Source organism: Pseudoalteromonas sp. SCSIO 43101, assembly GCF_023650775.1.
Classification (GTDB): Bacteria; Pseudomonadota; Gammaproteobacteria; order Enterobacterales; family Alteromonadaceae; genus Pseudoalteromonas; species Pseudoalteromonas apostichopi.
Genome location: NZ_CP072673.1, coordinates 3,508,048 through 3,527,501, shown reverse-complemented (window position 1 = coordinate 3,527,501; position 19,454 = coordinate 3,508,048). Strand labels below are relative to the sequence as shown.

Below are 19,454 nucleotides of genomic sequence, written 5' to 3'. Positions count from 1 at the left end.
TATACTCCTAGTTTGGTAGAGGATAACTCACTACGCGATTTCGACCTGATTGCTTAGCATGATATAAGGCTTTGTCGGCATAGTCAGTGAATAAACTTGGGTTATTAATGTCTTCAGCAATTGCGCTGTAAACACCTGCACTCAAAGTAAATTTAATCGTTGTTCCGGCAACTATTATATCAGTCTTTTCTGCGGCTTTGCGTATTTGTTCGGCAATTTCTAATGCACCTGTCAGTGGCGTATTAGGCAACAGCACGACAAATTCTTCGCCGCCGTAGCGGGCCACTTCATCGAGAGGTCGTTTCAAGTGCTGTTTAATGACATCGGCAGCAGATTGAATGGTTTGATCACCACTTAAATGACCGTAGGTGTCATTAATTGCTTTGAAATGGTCAATATCTAACATGATTATGGCTAAAGGTGTTTGTTCACGTCGCGAGCGACGAATATCCATCAGTAGCTTTTTATCGAAGTAACGGCGGTTCTTGGTTTTTGTCAGCGCGTCTTCCATATTAAGTTGTTCAAGCTCTCGGTTTTTCTCTTCAAGCTCGCGTAACGTCACTTGTAACTCAAAGGTACGCTCCTCGATATTTGCTTCAAGGTCTTGGCGCGCCTGTTCTTGCAGTTCAAGGCGTTCGCGCATTAAGGTATCTTTAGCTTTGCTTTCTGCTAATGCATTTTGTTGTGCTGCGACTTCAGCATCGCGCTGCATCAAAAACAATTTTATGACTGCATAACTCAAGCTCAAGCTACAAACCAAAAAGCAAATGAAGGTGAGTGAAAGCACGCCGATATTTAAATTAAATGGGTTAAATACTCCTAGTGCGCTGTAAATAATGGCGCAGAAAAAAGCGAATAGGGCGATTAGAAAAGCGCTACAAGGCTGTTTATACTCACGGTTAAACTGCTTTAGAGCAATACTTGCAAAGATGATAAGAACCATAGGTAAACTTAATAAGCAAAGTGTAATTGCAATATGAATTGGTAAGAACCACATTATTACAGTGACAAGCACTACGACCCACGCTAACCAATTTTTAAAGCGATTTAAGCGAGATTTGGCAAAGCCAAATATATACCCTTGCAATGGCACAAATAACGCACCACAGATAAAAAATAGGGTCGGAATAGTCAATTGTTGAAACGATGAACCGCTCGGTTGTAAGTAACGATAACCAAAGCCATAAAGGTACACTAACGACAACCAAAGTAAGGTAAGTAATAAACCTGTGTATGCGAAATAGCGGCGTCTAGAAAAGCCATAAAGTACTAAATTAGTGAGTGCGAGCGATAAAATAAAACCGACTAATAAACCGTACAATAAATTGAACTTACTTTTATGTTTTAGGTATTCAGCGGGCTTCCAAAGGCTTAAGGGTACTCTAAGGCCACCGTTATTTTTAACTCTCAAATAAACGATAGAATGGCTTGCTTTGGGAATTGTTAGAGATACAAGCAGTGATTCATTTTTTATTTGCCGATTTTCTAAGGGAAGAGCATCTCCAATTTTTGTGCTAAATAAAACATGGCTAGCTTGGAGGTGGAATACATCCACTTCATCAAGTAAAGGGTTATCAATTGACAAGATCAGTGGTAAGTCATGTAGTGATGTATTCTGAATCGACATTTTTAACCACAAAGGACTTAAGTTCATGCCTAAGTTAAGAGTGTTACCATGGTTTTTTTGCCAAGGTACAGCATCACTCGTTAATGCTTGCTGTTTTGTAATAGGATCAAGCGTGTACTCAACATCAAGAGAATGCAGAGATTTAAAGTGTGGGCTAACAGTAATCGGGTTAGCCAGCAAGCAGGGAGTAAAAACAACAACGAAGAGTACGCCACACAGTGACCATAGGCGCTTCATCTTAACCCTTAGTGGTAAATAATTGCCAAAAGTTTAGTGTAGTGTGTTTTGCAACATCAGTAAATTCGCATCCTTTCAAATCAGCAATTTGCTGGCATATATAAGGAAGGTTCTGAGGCTCATTGCGGCGAGATTTCGGTCTTGGTCTGATATTTCTCGGCATCAAAAAGGGGGCATCGGTCTCAATTAACAAACGATTCAAAGGAATTGACGGTACCAAGGCCTGTAGTTGCTCACCTCTGCGCTCATCGCATACCCAGCCCGTGACACCAATATAAAGCCCCATAGCTAGGTAGTTTTGTAATGCATCTTGGTCACCAGTAAAGCAGTGCAATACACCTCGCACCTTATAGTCACTCAAAATTGCGAGCATATCTTCGCAGGCATCTCGTTCATGCAAGTACACTGGCATATCAAGCTGCTCAGCAAGCTTCAGTTGGCGTCTAAACACGCTACGCTGCACATCTCGAGGAGAAAAGTCACGATTGTAATCTAAACCACACTCACCAATGGCAACCACTTCGATGTTTTGGCTAAGAGTCATTAAGTGTTCTTCAAGGTGTTTATCTGCTGTTTTTGCATCGTGAGGATGAACTCCTGCTGTGCAATACTGATTGAACTGTTTGGCGAGTTTCAAAGAAGTCTGGCTGCTCTGAAGATCGCAGCCAATAAGCAGCATCTGTGTTACACCTGCCTCAGCGGCACGTTGTAACACAGCGTCATGAATATCATCAAATTGATGATTGCTTAAGTTGACACCAGCATCAACTAGCGAAGTGCTCATTAGTTAGTACGTTTTACACGAATCGAACGGTTTTGACCTTTAACTTTTAGGAGGAAAGAATTGAAAATACCTCGTTCAATTATGACAACATCTTGTGCTTTTAAACGTAAGCTATCAGAGCCAACTTGACGCCATTGCTGACCATTATCAAGCTCGATGATCAGTTCACCATAAGGTGCTTTTTTTACGCTTTTTACTAAGGAACTTATTTGGTCATCGTTAACTTTTGCAACTTCTTTATGCTCTAAACCAAAGTCTTCATTTTTTGTTTTTACAATTTGTTCGCTTGTTGCAGCTGCAACAGGCGCCGCGACAACAGCTGCTGTAGAGCTTGCTGCAGGTTGTTTAATTTGTTGTTTTGTTGCTGGTTTAGACAGCGATTTACCAGCCATTACGTTGTCGTAACAAAGTAAGCGATTAAAATCATTTTCAACAAAAGTACACGCTTGTAGTGCTTGTAAGTTAACTTCGTTTGCTTGAGTAGTACCAGCAATTGTTAAAAGAGCAACGAAGGGAATGAGTTGTTTTTTCATTTTATTCCTCGGATTCCTGTTGAGGCTTGGCGGTATAAAATGCAGCCAAAATTAAACCTAATTCAAATAATAACAGCATGGGTAATGCTAGTAATGTCTGTGACAGTACATCAGGAGGTGTTAAAAACATGGCAACCACAAATACACCTACCACAATATAAGGTCGTTTTTCTTTTAAACTTTTTGTTGTTGTAGCACCACTCCAGCATAACAGCATGATGGCGACGGGTATTTCAAACGCAATACCAAAAGCAAAAAACAGTTTTAAAGCAAAACTTAAATAGCTACTAATATCAGGCGCTAATGTCATCATATCAGGGCCAGCGTTAGTAAAAAACCCTAAAATGATTGGCAGCACTACAAAGTAGCAAAATGCGATACCACTATAAAATAGCAAAATACTCGAGGCCAAAATCGGCATTAGCATACGCTTTTCATGTTGATACAAGCCGGGTGCTATAAAGCTCCAAACTTGGTGCAGTATCATTGGAATAGCAGCAAATAAAGCCACAAATAGAGTGAGTTTAAACGGTGCAAAAAAGGGTGCTGTTACATCCGTTGCGATCATGGTGGCAGTGCTTGGCAAATTTGCAATAAGAGGTGCTGCAACAAAGCTATAAATATCGTTGGCAAAATAAACCAAGCCGATAAATATTAGCAAAATGCTTAACAAAGCTTTCATGAGTCGATTTCGCAACTCAATTAAGTGGCCAACAAAGCCTGTGTGAGCTTGCTCGGTCATAATTTACTATTCATCATCGTTGTTATTGACCACAAAAGCAGAGATTAAATTCACTTTTTTTCATCATTATTGTTAATTTCTGCTTTTTCAGGCGTGTCTTTCTTGTAACTGTGGGTGACTGACTGGGCAGCCTTTTGTAGTTCGTTTACAGAGTCTTGCAGATCTGGAGAGAGTTCTTGCAAATTTTGTTGCTCTGCTTTTTTTAAGTTTTCGTGAAGCTCATGGATACGGAGTTCTTCGTTCACTTCAGCTTTCACTGAGTTGGCGACTGATTTTAATGTTTTTACCCAGCGGCTCACAGTGCGAATTGCCACAGGCAAGCGCTCTGGACCTAATACAATCAGACCTACGATCAGTACGACAACAAGTTCCCACATCCCCATGTTGATTAAGCCTTATGGTCGTCTTTGCTTTTCTCTACGGTTTCTTTGCTTTGCGTGTTAGAAGATTTTTCTATCTGCTCGCTTTTTGCGTTAGTTTGGTCTTCATCAGACACTGCTTTTTTAAAGCCTTTTACAGCACTGCCTAAATCACCGCCAATGCCACGAAGTTTCTTTGTGCCAAATAACAAAACGATGATTGCTAAAATAATGATTAATTGCCAAATACTGATACCACCAAAACCCATGGGTTACTCCGTTTTTATCAAATTTTTAGAATAGACTTGTCTCGATTATACTCACCAAAACATAAATAGCACTTAGTTTATGTGCTTCGCCATGCAGCAATAAAGCCCGCTACAGCAAAGCCAGCTGTAATTGCGCTCGCAACTAAATCATGCTGTAAATAACATAAGCCTGAAACAATCAAGCAGCTACCAGCAAAGATGCTAAGTAACAAAGGTTTAGCAGATTGCGGCGCAGGCAATTGTACAGGTTGTTGTTGACGTTTTAAGTTTTGATAAATTAAATCAGGTAATTCAGGCATTTTTTCTGCCCAAAATGGCAAGTTCGCATACATTTTTTTCATTACTGCAAGCGGACCAACTTGTTCTTTGACCCAATCTTCTAGGAAAGGTTTAGCAGTTTTCCATAGATCAAGCTGCGGATACAGTTGTCTGCCAAGGCCTTCAACATACAACAGCGTCTTTTGCAGTAACACTAATTGCGGTTGAACTTGCATATTAAAGCGACGAGCCGTATTAAACAGGTTGACTAACACATGGCCAAAAGAGATTTCAGCTAATGGTTTATTAAAAATTGGCTCACACACAGTACGAATAGCAAACTCAAACTCTTCGATGCTGGTATCGGCTGGTACCCAGCCAGAATCAACGTGTAGTTGCGCTACTTGGCGATAATCACGATTGAAAAAGGCAATAAAGTTTTCTGCTAAATAGCGTTTATCTTCGCGATTAAGGGTGCCTACAATGCCACAGTCAATACCTATATATTTTGGGTTATGTGGGTTTTCACGAGAAACAAAAATATTACCCGGGTGCATATCTGCATGGAAGAAACTGTCACGGAATACTTGCGTGAAAAAGACTTCTACTCCGCGTTCGGCTAGTAGCTGCATATTGGTATTTTGCGCAAGCAATGCTTCAGTATCTGATACAGGAATTCCGTAAATACGCTCCATTACCAATACATTACTTCGACTGTAATCACTGTATACAAAAGGGATGTAAAGTGAATTTGAGTCTTCAAAGTTACGACGTAGCTGTATTGCATTCGCCCCTTCTCGCATTAAGTCGAGTTCATCCAACAAGGTTTTTTTGTACTCGTTTACGACTTCAATAGGACGTAAACGTTTAGCCTCTTTTAATAACTTTGCAACTAATCGAGCGACTTTTTGCATCAGCATTAAGTCAGCATCAATTTGCTCTTTTATATTGGGGCGTATGACTTTAATTACCACATCTTGAGCTGCGCCATGCTCATCAATTAAGGTAGCAGTATGGACTTGTGCGATCGATGCTGATGCTAAAGGTGTTTGCGAAAAGTCACTGAACAATTCACTAATATCATTAATACCCAGCGCTTTTTCGATAAGCTGCTGGGCAAGTTCACCTTCAAAAGGTTCAACCTGATCTTGAAGTAGTGCAAGCTCTAATGCGACATCATGAGGGAGTAAGTCACGGCGTGTTGAAAGCATTTGGCCAAACTTGATCCATACCGGGCCAAGTTCTTGTAGAGCAAGTCGCAAGCGCATACCTGCAGGTTTATCTTTATGTTGGTTGCGTAACCAAAATAAGCTTCCGCGTCCGAGCTTTGCAAACCAAGGCACTCTTTTACGCGGAATTAATTCGTCTAAGCCGTAGCTCAGAAGGGTTTTAGTGATGTAATAAAGACGAGCAGACGACACACAAGTTCCTTAGCGCATTAGCGTGACTGTAACAGCGCGTTAATTCGCATCTCTAATTGAGATACTTGGCTTTTTAATTGGCGATTTTGCTGTTTAAACTCAGCAAGCTCAAGAGGGTGTATGGTCACTGCTAACTCATCTTGGCAAAGTGTTGTTAAGGTATTTTCTAACTTACTCTTTGTTTGTGAACCACGACGTTTTAAGGTTTGTAAAGAGAGCCACAACTGTTGTGCTGGGGCATCGCCAATGTATCGAGAAAAGTGCTCTGGCCAGTCAATATCAAGCTCTGCAAAAGCATTGCTAAAGCCTTGTGCAAGATTTAAATCGCCTTGCAAGTCGAGCTTATCTTGGCGAATGAGTTGCGTTAGCATTGACGGATCTTTAAGCGCCAACAAGGTATTGATATCAGCGCTGATCATGCAGTCAAAATTGCGCTCTTGCGTACTGTATAAATGAATTTGCTCGTCGCTGTATACGCACAAAATTGACTGTTGCCAATCACGTATCTCAACCAACAGCTGTTTATCAGCAATTGCTGCAAGTTTGCCTTTTAACTGAGGGTCTAACTGCAGCAGTTGATTAATGATTCGTTCGACGAGTGATAACAGAGCGTTTGCTAACATCGCGTTACCTACTTAATTAATAGAGTTTTTAGTATTTAAAACCACGATGGAGGGCAACAATACCGCCAGTAAGATTTTGATAATTAGTTTGTTCAAAACCTGCATCTTCCATCATGCTTTTTAACGTTTCTTGATCTGGATGCATTCGGATAGATTCCGCAAGGTATTGATAAGACTCGCCATCATTCGCTACTAGCTCACCCATTTTAGGTAAGATATTAAATGAATAGAAGTCATAGGCTTTGCTCAGTATTTCTTGTTCCGGTTTAGAGAATTCAAGTACTAATAAGCGACCGCCAGGCTTCAGAATACGATACATTGAGCGTAGTGCTTTATCTTTATCGGTAACGTTACGAAGACCAAATGCGATAGTGATCAAGTCAAAGCTGTTATCAGGAAATGGCAATGCTTCTGCATTCATTTGTACATATTCAATATTGCCAACACGACCAAGGTTACGAAGTTTCTCGCGGCCAACTTTCAGCATTGAAGAGTTAATATCGCCTAAGATAACCTGACCCGTTTCACCAACTAATTGACTAAATTTAGCGGTTAAATCACCAGTACCGCCCGCAAGGTCTAATACATAGTGACCTTTACGAACACCTGAACTTGCAATAGTTTGGCGTTTCCATAAACGATGAATACCGAACGACATAAGATCATTCATTACGTCATACTTTGCAGCGACTGAGTGGAATACATCTGCAACCATTGATGCTTTTTCGTTTTCAGCAACGGTTTTATAGCCAAAATGCGTGGTCTTTTCTTGATTCTCGTTCATGATTAATCTCTATCGTGGCAATAAAGACTAGTGTACTTGATTGTGGCTGTGGGGTGCAATTTGATTATAACTAAATCATCAGATTAGCGTGGCTTTTCATGACTTAGCGCAGTGTTAAACTTTATTGACCGGCAATAAAACTACTTTGTCCAAGCGACTTGGCTTTAGCTGCTGCTAAAGAAGCTTTACGGGCTAAACTATTAAAGTCACCATCGCCTTCATGCTTGGCAATACCAAGGGCTAGGGTGATAGCAGGTAGTTTGGTGCCATTTCTTGAGCTTACAAAGCGTAGCTTTTCGACACCATTTCGTACTTTTTCAGCTATTAAGTTGGCAGTTTCAGGCTCTATGTCAGCAAGTAAGATGGTAAATTCATCCTTACTTGTGCGCCCTGGCAAACCACTTTCTTGTACGTATTTTTGCACTTGCTTCGCGACTTTACTTAAAATGACTTCACCAATGACATCACCATAGTTTTCAATAAAATGATTTAAGTTTTCTATGTGAATAGAGATAGCACAAACCGCTTTATTTTGGCCGACCCAGAGTTGGGTTTGTTGATTTAAGTAATGGCGCTTGTATAAGCCAGTTTGTTGGTCGGTAATGTGTTGCTTGCGTAATTGAGTGAGCTGTTTTTGGGTTTTTTCTTGTATTGATTTGGCTTTTGCTATTTCTTGCTTAAATTGGCGATGCTGGTTGAGCAGAACTTCAGATTGCTTACTGAGCATTTTTAATGCGTGACGCGTTTGTTCAATATTGTTTTCATCGATTGAATGCACACAGTCACTAACTTGATCAGCAAAGCGCACAATATTTTGCTCGTTATTGCTAGCATTACGCGAAAGGGTGTTAATGACTGAGTCAACGTTGCGAACAATGGCGGTTTTCATTTTATGGCCTTGTTCTATAAAATCGAAATACAGCTGTTCTACATAGACACAATCAATGGCTTTTCTTTGTGCAATGGCGCGGTCAATTGTGGCATTAAGTTTGGGGTTAGATTGGCTGACGTAGGTGTAAACAACTTGGTAGTTAAGTGGTGACGGCGGTAATGCATGGTGTTCTAAAAAGATACATACCTTTGTCATTTTTTCTTGAGCAATAGCCATGGGATCATGGAACATCATTTTTCAATACCACTAAATACGCATATCAACCAATTAATCATCTCTTCCGTAAAGTGTATTTGCTTCCAAGCATAAATACTGAGTCTACAGTAATCTGTAATCAGCCTATTTAAAAGCAAAATCGCTAATTTTGGAACTTAAATTTGTTCTGTTTGTGTCTATTAGCTGATTTTCTCAACAACTTTAACAAGTGTAATTAAAAATTGCTTAAAGCTTGCACATTGATGCTTCCCCAGTGATGCTAATTTGAGCGCATTTAAACTGAGCTTGGTCGCATTTGCTTGGGTTTTAGTCAGTGCTGCGCTACTTTAGCAATACTGATTAAAACTAAAAAGAATGCTATGAAACAAACACTGTCGCGAACTTTAAACCGTTCTGTTATTGCGGTTGCTTTAGCTTGTACTTTAAGCGCTTGCCAGGTAACAAATATTGATGCTGATCAGCAATTTACTCAAGTAGCCGAAAATATTGTTAATTACCGTCAAAGTATCAGTCCATATGGTAAAGAAAATGGCGTAGATGGTTATTTATTAGAAAACCTATCAGCAGAGTTTCTAGAGCAAAAATATAAGAAAAATACAGCGTTACTCGCCGATTTAGATGCTATAGACCGTGATAAATTATCTGAAGAAAACCGCATCAACCTAACTATTTTACGTGGTCAAGTGCAAAATAGTGTCGATGAATATGTGTTTAACACGCATTATATGCCACTAACGTCTGAGTATGGGTTTCATTCTAGCTTATCATTTATGATTTCAAGCTCTGACTACACAAAAGAACAAGATTACCAACTATATCTTGCTAAATTACAGCAAATTCCTCGCTATTTTTCGCAAAATATTGGTTGGATGCGCAAGGGTCTTGAGGTGGGGCTGACTCAACCTAAGGCTGTTTTAGAAGGGTATCAAGACTCAATTACTGCGTATATTGTTGATGATGCAACAGAGTCAGAATTCTACAAACCATTTTTAAAAAATACCGCAGGTATTAGTGACAGCGAATTTGCAGCATTGCAAAAGCAAGCGCAAACTATCATTAAAGAGCAGGTTATTCCGGCTTATCAAGGTTACTTAACTTTCTTTAATAATGAATATCAGCCAGGTGCACGAACAGACATTGGTATTTCTAGTACGCCAAACGGTAAAGCGTTTTACGAAAACCGTGCTAAATACTATACCACCACAGATATGACGCCAAAAGAAATCCACGAGCTGGGTTTACAAGAAGTGGCACGCATTCGTGCCGAAATGGAAAAAATTATTAAGAAAGTAGGTTTTGAAGGCTCATTTGCTGATTTTGTCCACTTTTTACGTACTGATCCGCAATTTTACGCAAAAACACCAAAAGAACTGCTAAAAGAAGCCTCTTACATCGCTAAGAAAATGGATGCTCAATTACCTAAGTTATTCCACACCTTACCAAGAATGCCTTATGGTGTTGCGCCAGTGCCAGCGAGTATTGCGCCTAAATATACAACTGGCCGTTACTCAGGTTCTCGTCGCGATGACCAAGCGGGTTATTATTGGGTTAATACCTATGCGTTAGACAAGCGTCCATTGTATGTTCTTGAAGCATTAACTTTGCACGAAGCTGTTCCGGGGCACCACTTGCAAATCTCACTTAATGCGGAACTTGAGTCACTGCCAAGTTATCGCCGTAATGCTTATTTATCGGCATTTGGTGAGGGTTGGGGCTTATATTCAGAGTTTTTAGGTATCGAAGCGGGTTTTTATCAAGACCCATACAGTGACTTTGGTCGTTTGACCTATGAAATGTGGCGTGCAGCTCGTTTAGTGGTTGATACAGGTATGCATATGTATGGCTGGAGCCGCGAGCGTGCGATGAAGTTTATGAGCGAAAATACCGCGCTTTCATTGCATAATGTGAAGACCGAAACCGACCGTTATATTTCATGGCCTGCACAAGCTTTGTCATACAAAATTGGTGAGTTAACAATTAAACGTTTACGCCACGAAGCTGAGCAAGCGCTTGGTCAAGATTTTGATATTCGCGAATTTCATCATCAAATATTACGTCATGGCTCAGTGCCAATGTCAGTACTTGAAGAGCAAATTCAACTTTATATTAAAGCTGAGTTAGCCAAACGAGCAGCATAGCGGCATAAAAGAAACGAAAAGGCGTGATTTAAATCACGCCTTTTTTGTTTATTGCACCTAATATAAACAACTTATATGATTTGATAGATGTCATTTCACAAAGGGGCCTTGGATGAGTGATTTTATAATTTTTAGTATCGATGTATTTGCCAGTTTATTTATTTTTGCATTAGGCATCGTTTTGCTAGTGATTGTGTGTTTTTACATTAGTGATGTAACGCAATCTAAACATGCTATTCGCCGTAACTACCCAGTGATTGGCCGCTTTCGTTACTTTTTTGAACGCCAGGGGGAATTTTTCCGTCAGTACTTCTTTGCTATGGATAGAGAAGAATTACCCTTTAACCGTGCAGAGCGGAGTTGGGTGTATCGTGCTGCGAAGAATGTTGACCGTACGACGGCCTTTGGTTCAACTCAGAGTCTTGAAGCGACAGGAACCGTAATGTTTATGAATTGCGCGTTTCCTACCTTAGATGAAGAGGCGCTCGATCCTAGTGAAGTCACTTTAGGACCTTATTGTCCTAAACCCTATACCACAAATGCATTATTTAATATTTCAGGCATGAGCTTTGGTGCACTATCTAAGCCGGCTGTTCGAGCACTATCTCGAGGTGCTAAATTAGCTGGCTGTTGGATGAACACAGGTGAAGGCGGGCTAAGCTCTTATCATCTTGAAGGTGGTGCTGATATCGTGTTTCAGATCGGCACGGCAAAATATGGTGTACGAGATGAGCACGGTAAATTAAGCACCGAAAAACTCAAAGCAATTGCTGATCACGAACAAGTTAAAATGTTCGAAATTAAAATGAGCCAAGGCGCAAAACCCGGTAAGGGAGGTATGTTGCCGGGACGTAAAGTGACTGCAGAAATCGCAAAAATTCGGGGGATTCCTGAAGGGCAAGACTCAATTAGTCCAAATGGTCATCCTGAGATTAAATCACCAGCTGACCTACTTGATATGGTCGCCATGGTGCGCAATACCACGGGCAAACCCACAGGTTTCAAAGCGGTGATTGGTGAATACACTTGGCTCGAAACCTTATTCAGTGAAATTAATAACCGTGGCATTGAATCAGCCCCAGATTTTATCACAATAGATAGTGCCGATGGTGGTACGGGCGCTGCCCCTCAGCCTTTGATGGATTCTGTGGGGTTGCCCCTGCGAGAAAGCTTACCTTTGGTTGTTGATTTATTGAAGAAACATGGGCTTAGAGAGCGAGTGAAAGTGATTGCCTCGGGTAAGTTGATTGTACCATCTAAAGTTGCTTGGGCATTGGCATTGGGCGCTGACTTTATTGTTTCAGCTCGTGGTCACATGTTTTCGCTTGGTTGTATTCAAGCATTGCAATGTAATAAAGATACCTGCCCAACCGGCATTACTACGCATAATGAACGCTTACAACGAGGCTTGGATGTAACAGACAAAGCCCAGCGTGTTGCTAACTATAATAAGTACATTCATTACGGCGCAGGGCTTATAGCCCATTCGTGTGGCGTATCAAGTGCCAGAGAGCTGGCTCGTCAGCATGTGCGGGTGGTACAAGAAAATGGCTTATCAGAACCGCTCGATAAAATGTATGAGCACTACAATAAATAATCTAGTTGGGTTGAATAATTAAAAGGCGCATTGAGCGCCTTTTTAAATTTTTGACTATTAGTTTAATAAACTGATTAACAAAGAAAAGAACTCGTCTTTATTATTACAGCTTGTGGCATTGAGCATCAGTTGCTCGCCGAGTACAAGTGTTTGTTGTTGTACTGCTAAACGCGCTTGTTCATCTTCAATTCCATCGATATCAGCAACATGGGCTAAACCAATAGTACGGCGAATAAGTTCAGCGCCACAGTAGCCAATCGCATCTCGCAGTACTTGTTGTAAGTAATCTTCGCTAAAAGCGCGATTTGCAAAGCTAATATCAGTTGCTTCGTTACTTGCTAGGTTTAGCCAGTGTTGTTCAAATTGGCTATAACAGTCTTGTAAGCAAGTTAATAAATGGGTTTGATACTGACGGCGTTTTGCTTGTTCTGTGATACGGGCGTTTTGGGCGCAGTAATTTAGTAACAAATTACCCATAAATGAGCCGATATCAAAACCAACAGGACCAAAAAAGCCGAACTCTGGATCGATCATTTTGGTGGTATTGCTATCAACAAAAATACTGCCGCTATGCATATCACCATGTAATAAAGTTTGTGGGCAAGATAAGAATTTAGCTTTTAATTTTGCTGCTGCTAGTTTTAAAGCATCATTATTACGAATACTTTCGACGTGCTCATTAAGCTCAGCTGGGAAATTATTGCGCTCATGCTCAATGTACGGATCAGTAAAGAATAAGTCTTCTGTGATCTTACATAAATCAGGATTAATAAATTGACTGACTTTGGCTTTTTTATCTTCAGCAGATAAGTAAAAGTCTGAGTTATAAAAGCCTGTTCGGCTTAAATAGAGCGCAACATGACTTGCCAATAATGGAAATTGCTCTGCGTTGATTTGTGCGCCACGTAAAATTTGTAACTCACCTAAATCTTCTAATACAGTTAAAGCCAGTTCTACATTATGATGCAATATCGCCACTGTATGCTCTGGACATAACTGACCATGATTAATCAATACTTCGGCTTCAATGCGTGCGCGGTCCAAAGATAACGGCCATGACTCACCTACACAACGGGCGTAAGGAAGTGCTTGTTTTAAAATTACACTATTGTTGTGCTGATCAGCAACACGAAAAACTAAGTTTAAGTTTCCGTCGCCAAATTCGTATGCACTAAGCTTTGCATCATTAGTGAATACTGAAATTCGCTTACTTTCAATAAGTTCTTTAATGTAATCAACAGCATGCTCTGCAGTGAAGGCAGTATATTTAGCCATGGCTTAATCTCGTAATACAATTAACTTTAAGCATTCTATACCTGTAACCGTTTAGATGTCCATACATCTAACTTGTTAGTTCTCAAAACTGATGTAAAATAACGACTCATCTAAATTAGTTATCTGGATTTTGTATGCAAGATCTCATCGCGAGCAGTATTAAATATCAGCAAGGTACGCTAACCGTGCTTGATCAGTATTTGTTGCCACATCAACAGCATTGGCATGTATGTAACGATGTTGAAACGATGAAAGATTTGATTCTGACTTTGAAAATCCGGGGCGCACCTTTAATCGGCTTAGGTGCTAGCTTATTGGTTGCACATTTAGCTGAGCAGGGCATGAGTCAATCAGCACTTTCTACTGCCATTGATGAACTTGAAGCAACCCGCCCAACAGCGGTAAACCTTATGCACTGTATGGCCAAGTTACGTGCAGCGCTTGCAGAGACGAATTATGTTGCTGCTGTTGTCTCTACAGCTGAGCAGTTATTTAAAGAAGATATTGCCCTTTGCGATAGTATGGCTGAACGTGGTGCTGCCTTGGTTGATAAAGGCGACAACATTTTAACCCATTGTAATACAGGTGCGTTAGCGACTGCGGGTGTTGGCACTGCACTAGGCGTTATTTATAAAGCGCAGCAACGCTATGGTGATATTCATGTTTGGGTTGATGAAACACGACCGTTACTGCAAGGCGGTCGTTTAACTGCTTTTGAGCTCGAGCGTTGGCAAATTCCTTACACCTTGATTTGCGATAACATGGCGGCCAGTTTAATGGCTGCGGGCAAAGTCGATAAGATATTTGTGGGCGCAGATCGTATTGCTGCAAACGGAGATTTTGCCAATAAGGTAGGCACTTATAACCTCGCTGTGTTAGCGCATTTCCATAACATTCCATTTTATGTTGTAGCGCCACTCACGACACTTGATACGCAAACGATATGTGGTAATGACATTGAAATTGAGCAGCGCAGTGTAAATGAAGTGCGCGGTGTTAGTGGTAGTTTTGGTGAAGCAATGTGGGCACCGACTAATGCACAGGTTTATAACCCAGCGTTTGATGTAACACCTGCTAACTTAGTAACAGGTTGGGTGCTCGATACCGGGGTTTATAACCAAGCAGATATCGAGCAAGGTATTTTAAAGCAGTTAAAATAGCGGATTTATTCAGCGCTTTTTTTAGTGTAGAGCTCAATGCTATTTTGATTGTTGGCAGTTAAGAAGGTCACTGCCAGCTTGTCGTTTTTAGCATTAAGGCGCGATATATAGTGAGAAGGCTTCATTTGAAGTATTGACTCAACGCCCTGCATTTTGGCTAAATTAATGCTGAAAACTTCAGTATCAGTGGCGATATACAAGCTATGTAGGTTACTTGCCATCGACACAATAGAAGGCTTTAACTCAGTTAGTTTGTCTGGTGTAGTCAGCTCACTATAGGTATTGTTATCGCTGTCTAAAAGCAGGTATTTATCGTATTTAGAATGAACAATCAGCTGTGTATCGTCATACCATGCGATAGCTAGAGGTGTATCTATAGTACTTTTGATCACTTCATCGCTGTTGGTGTGAAGAATCATTATTTGATTTAGCTGATTGCTAAGATCGGTATATAGCACGGCAATCTTGTTACCTCTTATAGCTGCCAACTTGGTACTACCAGGAAGTGTCCAGTGCTTAATTTCTGAGAAATCAGCTGCATTTAATAATGTTAATTGCTGATTGGTTTTATTAAAGCTAACAAGTCGGCTACTGTCACTATTTACTGCAATTACTGAGCTATCTTCACCAATTTTGCCAGTTATATTGATGTATTGGTTTGCTTTTCTGAGCCAGTGTTGGTGTTCTGCAAACTCAAAGTCAGAGAAGTACACATCATTATTGGCTAATGCGACTAAGTCGTCTTCGTGCTTATTCGCTGTGGCGATGTAACTCATTGTTTTTGAATTAAGGTCAAATATTGCGGCATCTTTATCGTGAAGGTCAGTACTGATCAAAACACTTTCTTTGCTTAACGGGTAAGCATAGTTTGCTCGCTTTACTGGCGCTTTTATAGCGGGTTGTCGACTCATACTATCAAAAGAGAATGATTCAATAGTTGAGGTGCCGCGGCTATACCAAACAAGAGAGTTAGTTTGCTGATCATAAGTTGCAGCCCAAGCTCGGTAATCGTTCGTCGTTAAAAGTTTAAGTGAACTGCCATCTAAATTCGCCATGTATATTTCTACTTGGCCAACATTATGGCGCTCGAAGATGATGCGGCTCGGGTTTTTAATAGTTGTTAAAATAAAGTCCCCAGTGCCAGTGATATTGGGTGTGCTAATGCGAATTTCTTCACCGGTTTTTAAATCTTGTGCATATAAAGCATATAAATGAGTTAAGCCACGGTAATTATTACGTCTTGAAATTGCGACATCACCCACTTCGATGTACTGACTTGGCTGAGAATTAAGTAAAGATTGGTTAATACGTGGTTTTATTAACGCTTCACTTGATAACAGGTTGCTTGCTTGCCAAGTGATACAATCGCTGTAGTCTTTGTTTTCACAGGAACCGTAAAATAATCGTTCTCCATCCTCAGACCAACCCTGTAAAAAGATATTGCCAGAGGCAATCACATATTCTTTTTTAGTGGTTAAGTCGACAACATAAAGGTACTTATTATCAGTATCATTTTGCAGTATGTAGGCTAATTTTGTTTTGTCTTGATTGAGCATTAAGCGATAGTGTGTGCCTTTATGCCATGAAATAGTTTCTGCTTGCAGGTCTAAATGAGGTACTTCACTTTGCTCTTCAGTAGTGGCTTTAGGCTGTTGTAAGAACAACCAAATAGCAGCAAGCAATAAACTCAATACTAAGGCTGCAAAAGGCCACGGCCAGCGTGAAGTATGATCTTTTTGTGGACTAATGTTGGCTGTATTAACTTGAGTCTCAGCGTCTTTATCTACTGTTATTACATTTTCTGTTTTTAGCTGTTCTGTACTCACAGCGTGATCAAGAGACTTAACTTCAATAAATAAACTGTAACCTTTGCGGTAATGGGTTTTAATGGTTTGCCCAGGTTGCTTTTCTGACTTGAGTACTTTTCTTAGCTCTGAGATTGCACGGTTGATGGCATTGTCATCAACAAAGCTTTGTTGCCAAATGTTCTCAACTAATTCTTGGCGAGTAATAATGCGATCATTATGGGTAATGAAAAAGCATAATAGTTTATAAAGTAAAGGTTCTAGTTCGCGCGTATGAGTGCCATCGCTGATGGTTTGCTGCTGTGTGTTAAATTGCCACTCACCCACATAAATAACAGTATCGCGTAAGGGTGAAAATGCCGACCCCATGTTTAGTCCTTTAACTAATAATTAGTAATGATCTTGATGAGGGAGAATAATAACAGCTTTTGTTCTTTATTTGGGTTTTTTTGTTTTAATTTTGTAAATTAAAGGCTCTTTTTAGCAACATATAACCAAGCTTGGTTGCTACACTGAAATGTTTCTTCAATGCGCTGATAATCGTCAACTTCGTAAGCATCTGCCTGAGCAAGCTCTTGTTCGGTGATTAAGTAAATTGTGCCATTAACCGTATCACTTTGTTTGCCCGTTTTGATTAAAGCGGGGTGAAAACGCTGGCCACTACTTTTAAGAACTGCTTCGTCGGTGATCTCGACCTCGCCAATGATATACCCTGATAATGTCGCAGGAATACCTTCTAGCAAGCGCCCGAAGGTATCCAATTGAACTTGTCGGTACTGCAAGGTACCGTACGAAAATAGCTTTTCCATGTTAATCCAGCAGTGGGAAGTTGGTCGCAATGGTTGACTCAGTGCTTTTAGCGACCCAACCTTCGGTATTATTGAATAAGCGAATTGCTGTGAATTCAGGGTCGCTGCCCATATCAAACCAATGTGGTGTGAGTTCTGGTACTGAAATTAAGTCGCCTTGTTGGCAAAGCACTTGATACACCTTATCGCCTAAGTGTAAGCAAAATAAACCTTGGCCTTTTACAAAGAAACGTACTTCATCTTCGCTATGAGTATGTTCAAACAAAAATTTGCTGCGTAACTCGCTGGCATTGGGGTTACCTTTGGCAAGTGAAATAACATCGACTGTTTGATAACCACCCTCTGCTTTAAGACGCTCTATATCGTTAGCATAGGCACTTAAAATAGCGTTATGACTGGTATCCTGATCAATCTTTGCAGTTGCTTGCCATTGCTCAAAGCGAACGCCAACTGCATTAAGCTCTCTAGCAATAGCGCTTAAATCTTCACTATGAAACAGTATGTTATCTGCGTTTGTATCATTAAAAATAGTTAATTGACTCATACTAAAAGCTCCGCGCTGAATGCTGTGAAATCGTTAATATATGGGTGGATATCACTTGCTTCTTGGCCATCTCGAATAAGGTGAAGCGTTCGCAGACCTGCCGCTTTTGCAGCATCAAGCTCTGCTACCACATCGCTTAAAAATAGCACCTCTTCAGCGTCAAAAGGCAGTTCAGCAATAATATTCTCATAAGAGCTTTGTTGTTGTTTTGCACCGACTTTAGTGTCGAAGTAATCACTGAACAAAGGTCTCACATCACCATAATCAGAGAACTCAAAAATCAGGTGCTGGGCTTTCACAGAGCCTGATGAGTAGACATATAAACTTTTGCCAGCCTGTTTTTGGGCTTGTAAAAAGTCATAAGCATCTGGGTAAAGGTGGCCAGTAAAATCGCCATTTTCGTAGCCCGTTTGCCAAATTAAGCCTTGTAATTGCTTGAGTGGGGTAATTTTTTGATCTGTTTCAATCCAATGAATTAAATGCTTAATAACCGTCTCGATATCGGCTTCTGGTTGTTCTATATGTGCTTTAACAGCCTCAATTTGGGCTGCTACTTCTGGGTCTGTTTGATGTGACTTTACAAACTCAGGTAACTGCCCAGCCGCGTATGGAAATAATACGTCCTTAACAAATGAGATTCGGGTAATCGTGCCTTCAATATCGGTTAAAATCGCTTTGATCATGGCTGAACTCCGGCTTGAATACCTTCTAGTTTTAAGCGCTCAAGTTCACAGCTAAATAGGAACTCTAAGCCTTCTAAATGACGAAGTACTTCTTTGATATTTCGACCTACTACATATAAACCATGGCCACGAATCAATACAGCATGCTCAATAGGGGTGTGAAGGTGATGATCACTAACAAGTAAGCTTAAACGGTCGATGTCTTGGTCATTATCAAAAATTGGAATACTTAGCGTATCTAAATGCGATTTAACACCACTTAGAGACTTTTGCATTTCGTAGCCATTTAAGTTGATAGTATGGCCCTTAATAACACGAGATAGCACGGTTGCTGCGACAGAATGAGTGTGCAAAACAAATTTAGCAGATGGGATTAGCTTATACATATTTAGATGTAGCTCAGTTTCTGCTGATGGATTACCAGAGCCTTTGGTGCGATTGCCTTCATGATCAAATTCGATAAATGCATGAGTGCCGAGTTGACCTTTATCGAAGCCACTTGCCGTGACAACATAACCGCTTGCAGTGCGGGCTGAAAAGTTACCACCAGTAGCAGGGACCCAGCCACGTTGGCTTACCCATTTACCAGCTTCAATTAGTTCTGAAATAGCGGTATTGTTGTGCATATATTCCTCGACATTCTAAAAGTTATTTAGACGGCTATACATCTGTTTTAAGCAATGATAGCATCGCTTTGG

Annotated in this window: 19 protein-coding genes; 3 read left to right on the top strand and 16 right to left on the bottom strand. The window is 40.5% G+C overall.

Annotated features, from left to right (window positions below; genetic code table 11):
* Positions 1 to 7: 7 nt before the first annotated feature.
* The 10 genes from J8Z25_RS16410 to J8Z25_RS16365 all read right to left on the bottom strand — a co-directional run bounded on the left by J8Z25_RS16410 (position 8) and on the right by J8Z25_RS16365 (position 8,745).
* On the bottom strand, positions 8 to 1,864 hold the full coding sequence (locus tag J8Z25_RS16410; protein ID WP_250661425.1) for a sensor domain-containing diguanylate cyclase: 1,857 nt from the start codon (positions 1,862 to 1,864) through the stop codon (positions 8 to 10).
* A 1-nt stretch (position 1,865) separates the two neighbouring features.
* Positions 1,866 to 2,648 carry a TatD family hydrolase gene (locus J8Z25_RS16405; RefSeq protein WP_250661424.1) on the bottom strand — a complete coding sequence of 261 codons (783 nt, stop codon included), beginning with the start codon at positions 2,646 to 2,648 and terminating at the stop codon, positions 1,866 to 1,868.
* The gene (locus J8Z25_RS16400) at positions 2,648 to 3,181 is read right to left on the bottom strand and encodes a hypothetical protein (RefSeq protein ID WP_130050246.1); all 534 of its coding nucleotides are present in this window, start codon (positions 3,179 to 3,181) and stop codon (positions 2,648 to 2,650) included. The genes J8Z25_RS16405 and J8Z25_RS16400 overlap by 1 nt, the downstream gene beginning before the upstream one ends.
* A 1-nt stretch (position 3,182) precedes the next feature.
* The gene (gene tatC / locus J8Z25_RS16395; protein ID WP_130050247.1) at positions 3,183 to 3,923 is read right to left on the bottom strand and encodes a twin-arginine translocase subunit TatC; all 741 of its coding nucleotides are present in this window, start codon (positions 3,921 to 3,923) and stop codon (positions 3,183 to 3,185) included.
* Between the two features lie 50 nt (positions 3,924 to 3,973).
* Positions 3,974 to 4,306: a Sec-independent protein translocase protein TatB gene (tatB, locus tag J8Z25_RS16390; protein ID WP_130050248.1), complete on the bottom strand. Its 333-nt coding sequence runs from the start codon at positions 4,304 to 4,306 to the stop codon at positions 3,974 to 3,976.
* Positions 4,307 to 4,311: 5 nt separating this feature from the next.
* A complete protein-coding gene (gene tatA, locus J8Z25_RS16385) occupies positions 4,312 to 4,551 on the bottom strand; it encodes a Sec-independent protein translocase subunit TatA (RefSeq protein WP_130050249.1) in 240 nt (79 codons plus the stop codon).
* A gap of 77 nt (positions 4,552 to 4,628) precedes the next feature.
* On the bottom strand, positions 4,629 to 6,230 hold the full coding sequence (gene ubiB, locus J8Z25_RS16380) for a ubiquinone biosynthesis regulatory protein kinase UbiB (protein WP_130050250.1): 1,602 nt from the start codon (positions 6,228 to 6,230) through the stop codon (positions 4,629 to 4,631).
* Positions 6,231 to 6,247: 17 nt separating this feature from the next.
* Entirely contained in the window at positions 6,248 to 6,853 is a 606-nt protein-coding gene (locus tag J8Z25_RS16375) for a ubiquinone biosynthesis accessory factor UbiJ (RefSeq protein WP_130050251.1), read from the bottom strand.
* Between the two features lie 28 nt (positions 6,854 to 6,881).
* Entirely contained in the window at positions 6,882 to 7,637 is a 756-nt protein-coding gene (gene ubiE, locus J8Z25_RS16370; RefSeq protein ID WP_239977036.1) for a bifunctional demethylmenaquinone methyltransferase/2-methoxy-6-polyprenyl-1,4-benzoquinol methylase UbiE, read from the bottom strand.
* A 121-nt stretch (positions 7,638 to 7,758) separates the two neighbouring features.
* On the bottom strand, positions 7,759 to 8,745 hold the full coding sequence (locus tag J8Z25_RS16365; protein ID WP_250662048.1) for a GGDEF domain-containing protein: 987 nt from the start codon (positions 8,743 to 8,745) through the stop codon (positions 7,759 to 7,761).
* Positions 8,746 to 9,104: 359 nt separating this feature from the next.
* On the opposite strand from J8Z25_RS16365, the gene J8Z25_RS16360 reads away from it, so the two are divergent.
* Both J8Z25_RS16360 and J8Z25_RS16355 read left to right on the top strand, forming a co-directional pair.
* Positions 9,105 to 10,883, top strand: a complete 1,779-nt coding sequence (locus tag J8Z25_RS16360; RefSeq protein ID WP_130050253.1) for a DUF885 domain-containing protein — start codon at positions 9,105 to 9,107, stop codon at positions 10,881 to 10,883.
* Positions 10,884 to 10,995: 112 nt separating this feature from the next.
* On the top strand, positions 10,996 to 12,480 hold the full coding sequence (locus tag J8Z25_RS16355; RefSeq protein ID WP_130050254.1) for an FMN-binding glutamate synthase family protein: 1,485 nt from the start codon (positions 10,996 to 10,998) through the stop codon (positions 12,478 to 12,480).
* Positions 12,481 to 12,537: 57 nt separating this feature from the next.
* Here J8Z25_RS16355 and mtnK read toward each other — a convergent pair whose 3' ends face one another.
* Positions 12,538 to 13,755, bottom strand: coding sequence for an S-methyl-5-thioribose kinase (gene mtnK / locus J8Z25_RS16350; protein WP_130050255.1), 1,218 nt, complete (start codon positions 13,753 to 13,755; stop codon positions 12,538 to 12,540).
* Between the two features lie 134 nt (positions 13,756 to 13,889).
* Here mtnK and mtnA point away from each other — a divergent pair, with 134 nt between their 5' ends.
* On the top strand, positions 13,890 to 14,915 hold the full coding sequence (mtnA, locus tag J8Z25_RS16345; RefSeq protein ID WP_178926375.1) for an S-methyl-5-thioribose-1-phosphate isomerase: 1,026 nt from the start codon (positions 13,890 to 13,892) through the stop codon (positions 14,913 to 14,915).
* A gap of 5 nt (positions 14,916 to 14,920) precedes the next feature.
* On the opposite strand, the gene J8Z25_RS16340 is transcribed toward mtnA, so the two are convergent.
* The 5 genes from J8Z25_RS16340 to J8Z25_RS16320 all read right to left on the bottom strand — a co-directional run bounded on the left by J8Z25_RS16340 (position 14,921) and on the right by J8Z25_RS16320 (position 19,382).
* Positions 14,921 to 17,089, bottom strand: a complete 2,169-nt coding sequence (locus tag J8Z25_RS16340) for a winged helix-turn-helix domain-containing protein (protein ID WP_130050257.1) — start codon at positions 17,087 to 17,089, stop codon at positions 14,921 to 14,923.
* A 98-nt stretch (positions 17,090 to 17,187) separates the two neighbouring features.
* Positions 17,188 to 17,529, bottom strand: coding sequence for a gamma-glutamylcyclotransferase family protein (locus J8Z25_RS16335; protein WP_130050258.1), 342 nt, complete (start codon positions 17,527 to 17,529; stop codon positions 17,188 to 17,190).
* Between the two features lies 1 nt (position 17,530).
* Positions 17,531 to 18,073, bottom strand: coding sequence for a 1,2-dihydroxy-3-keto-5-methylthiopentene dioxygenase (locus tag J8Z25_RS16330; RefSeq protein ID WP_130050259.1), 543 nt, complete (start codon positions 18,071 to 18,073; stop codon positions 17,531 to 17,533).
* A complete protein-coding gene (gene mtnC, locus J8Z25_RS16325; RefSeq protein WP_130050260.1) occupies positions 18,070 to 18,756 on the bottom strand; it encodes an acireductone synthase in 687 nt (228 codons plus the stop codon). Before mtnC ends, J8Z25_RS16330 begins: the two co-directional genes overlap by 4 nt.
* On the bottom strand, positions 18,753 to 19,382 hold the full coding sequence (locus tag J8Z25_RS16320) for a methylthioribulose 1-phosphate dehydratase (RefSeq protein WP_130050261.1): 630 nt from the start codon (positions 19,380 to 19,382) through the stop codon (positions 18,753 to 18,755). Before J8Z25_RS16320 ends, mtnC begins: the two co-directional genes overlap by 4 nt.
* Positions 19,383 to 19,454: the final 72 nt, after the last annotated feature.

What these genes read in the sequence shown, in the direction of transcription:
- J8Z25_RS16410 (WP_250661425.1), bottom strand. Translation starts at nt 1,864, where the DNA reads ATGAAGCGCCTATGGTCACTGTGTGGCGTACTCTTCGTTGTTGTTTTT.
- J8Z25_RS16405 (WP_250661424.1), bottom strand. Translation starts at nt 2,648, where the DNA reads ATGAGCACTTCGCTAGTTGATGCTGGTGTCAACTTAAGCAATCATCAA.
- J8Z25_RS16400 (WP_130050246.1), bottom strand. Translation starts at nt 3,181, where the DNA reads ATGAAAAAACAACTCATTCCCTTCGTTGCTCTTTTAACAATTGCTGGT.
- tatC (WP_130050247.1), bottom strand. Translation starts at nt 3,923, where the DNA reads ATGACCGAGCAAGCTCACACAGGCTTTGTTGGCCACTTAATTGAGTTG.
- tatB (WP_130050248.1), bottom strand. Translation starts at nt 4,306, where the DNA reads ATGGGGATGTGGGAACTTGTTGTCGTACTGATCGTAGGTCTGATTGTA.
- tatA (WP_130050249.1), bottom strand. Translation starts at nt 4,551, where the DNA reads ATGGGTTTTGGTGGTATCAGTATTTGGCAATTAATCATTATTTTAGCA.
- J8Z25_RS16375 (WP_130050251.1), bottom strand. Translation starts at nt 6,853, where the DNA reads ATGTTAGCAAACGCTCTGTTATCACTCGTCGAACGAATCATTAATCAA.
- ubiE (WP_239977036.1), bottom strand. Translation starts at nt 7,637, where the DNA reads ATGAACGAGAATCAAGAAAAGACCACGCATTTTGGCTATAAAACCGTT.
- J8Z25_RS16365 (WP_250662048.1), bottom strand. Translation starts at nt 8,745, where the DNA reads ATGGCTATTGCTCAAGAAAAAATGACAAAGGTATGTATCTTTTTAGAA.
- J8Z25_RS16360 (WP_130050253.1), top strand. Translation starts at nt 9,105, where the DNA reads ATGAAACAAACACTGTCGCGAACTTTAAACCGTTCTGTTATTGCGGTT.
- J8Z25_RS16355 (WP_130050254.1), top strand. Translation starts at nt 10,996, where the DNA reads ATGAGTGATTTTATAATTTTTAGTATCGATGTATTTGCCAGTTTATTT.
- mtnK (WP_130050255.1), bottom strand. Translation starts at nt 13,755, where the DNA reads ATGGCTAAATATACTGCCTTCACTGCAGAGCATGCTGTTGATTACATT.
- mtnA (WP_178926375.1), top strand. Translation starts at nt 13,890, where the DNA reads ATGCAAGATCTCATCGCGAGCAGTATTAAATATCAGCAAGGTACGCTA.
- J8Z25_RS16340 (WP_130050257.1), bottom strand. Translation starts at nt 17,089, where the DNA reads ATGGGGTCGGCATTTTCACCCTTACGCGATACTGTTATTTATGTGGGT.
- J8Z25_RS16335 (WP_130050258.1), bottom strand. Translation starts at nt 17,529, where the DNA reads ATGGAAAAGCTATTTTCGTACGGTACCTTGCAGTACCGACAAGTTCAA.
- J8Z25_RS16330 (WP_130050259.1), bottom strand. Translation starts at nt 18,073, where the DNA reads ATGAGTCAATTAACTATTTTTAATGATACAAACGCAGATAACATACTG.
- mtnC (WP_130050260.1), bottom strand. Translation starts at nt 18,756, where the DNA reads ATGATCAAAGCGATTTTAACCGATATTGAAGGCACGATTACCCGAATC.
- J8Z25_RS16320 (WP_130050261.1), bottom strand. Translation starts at nt 19,382, where the DNA reads ATGCACAACAATACCGCTATTTCAGAACTAATTGAAGCTGGTAAATGG.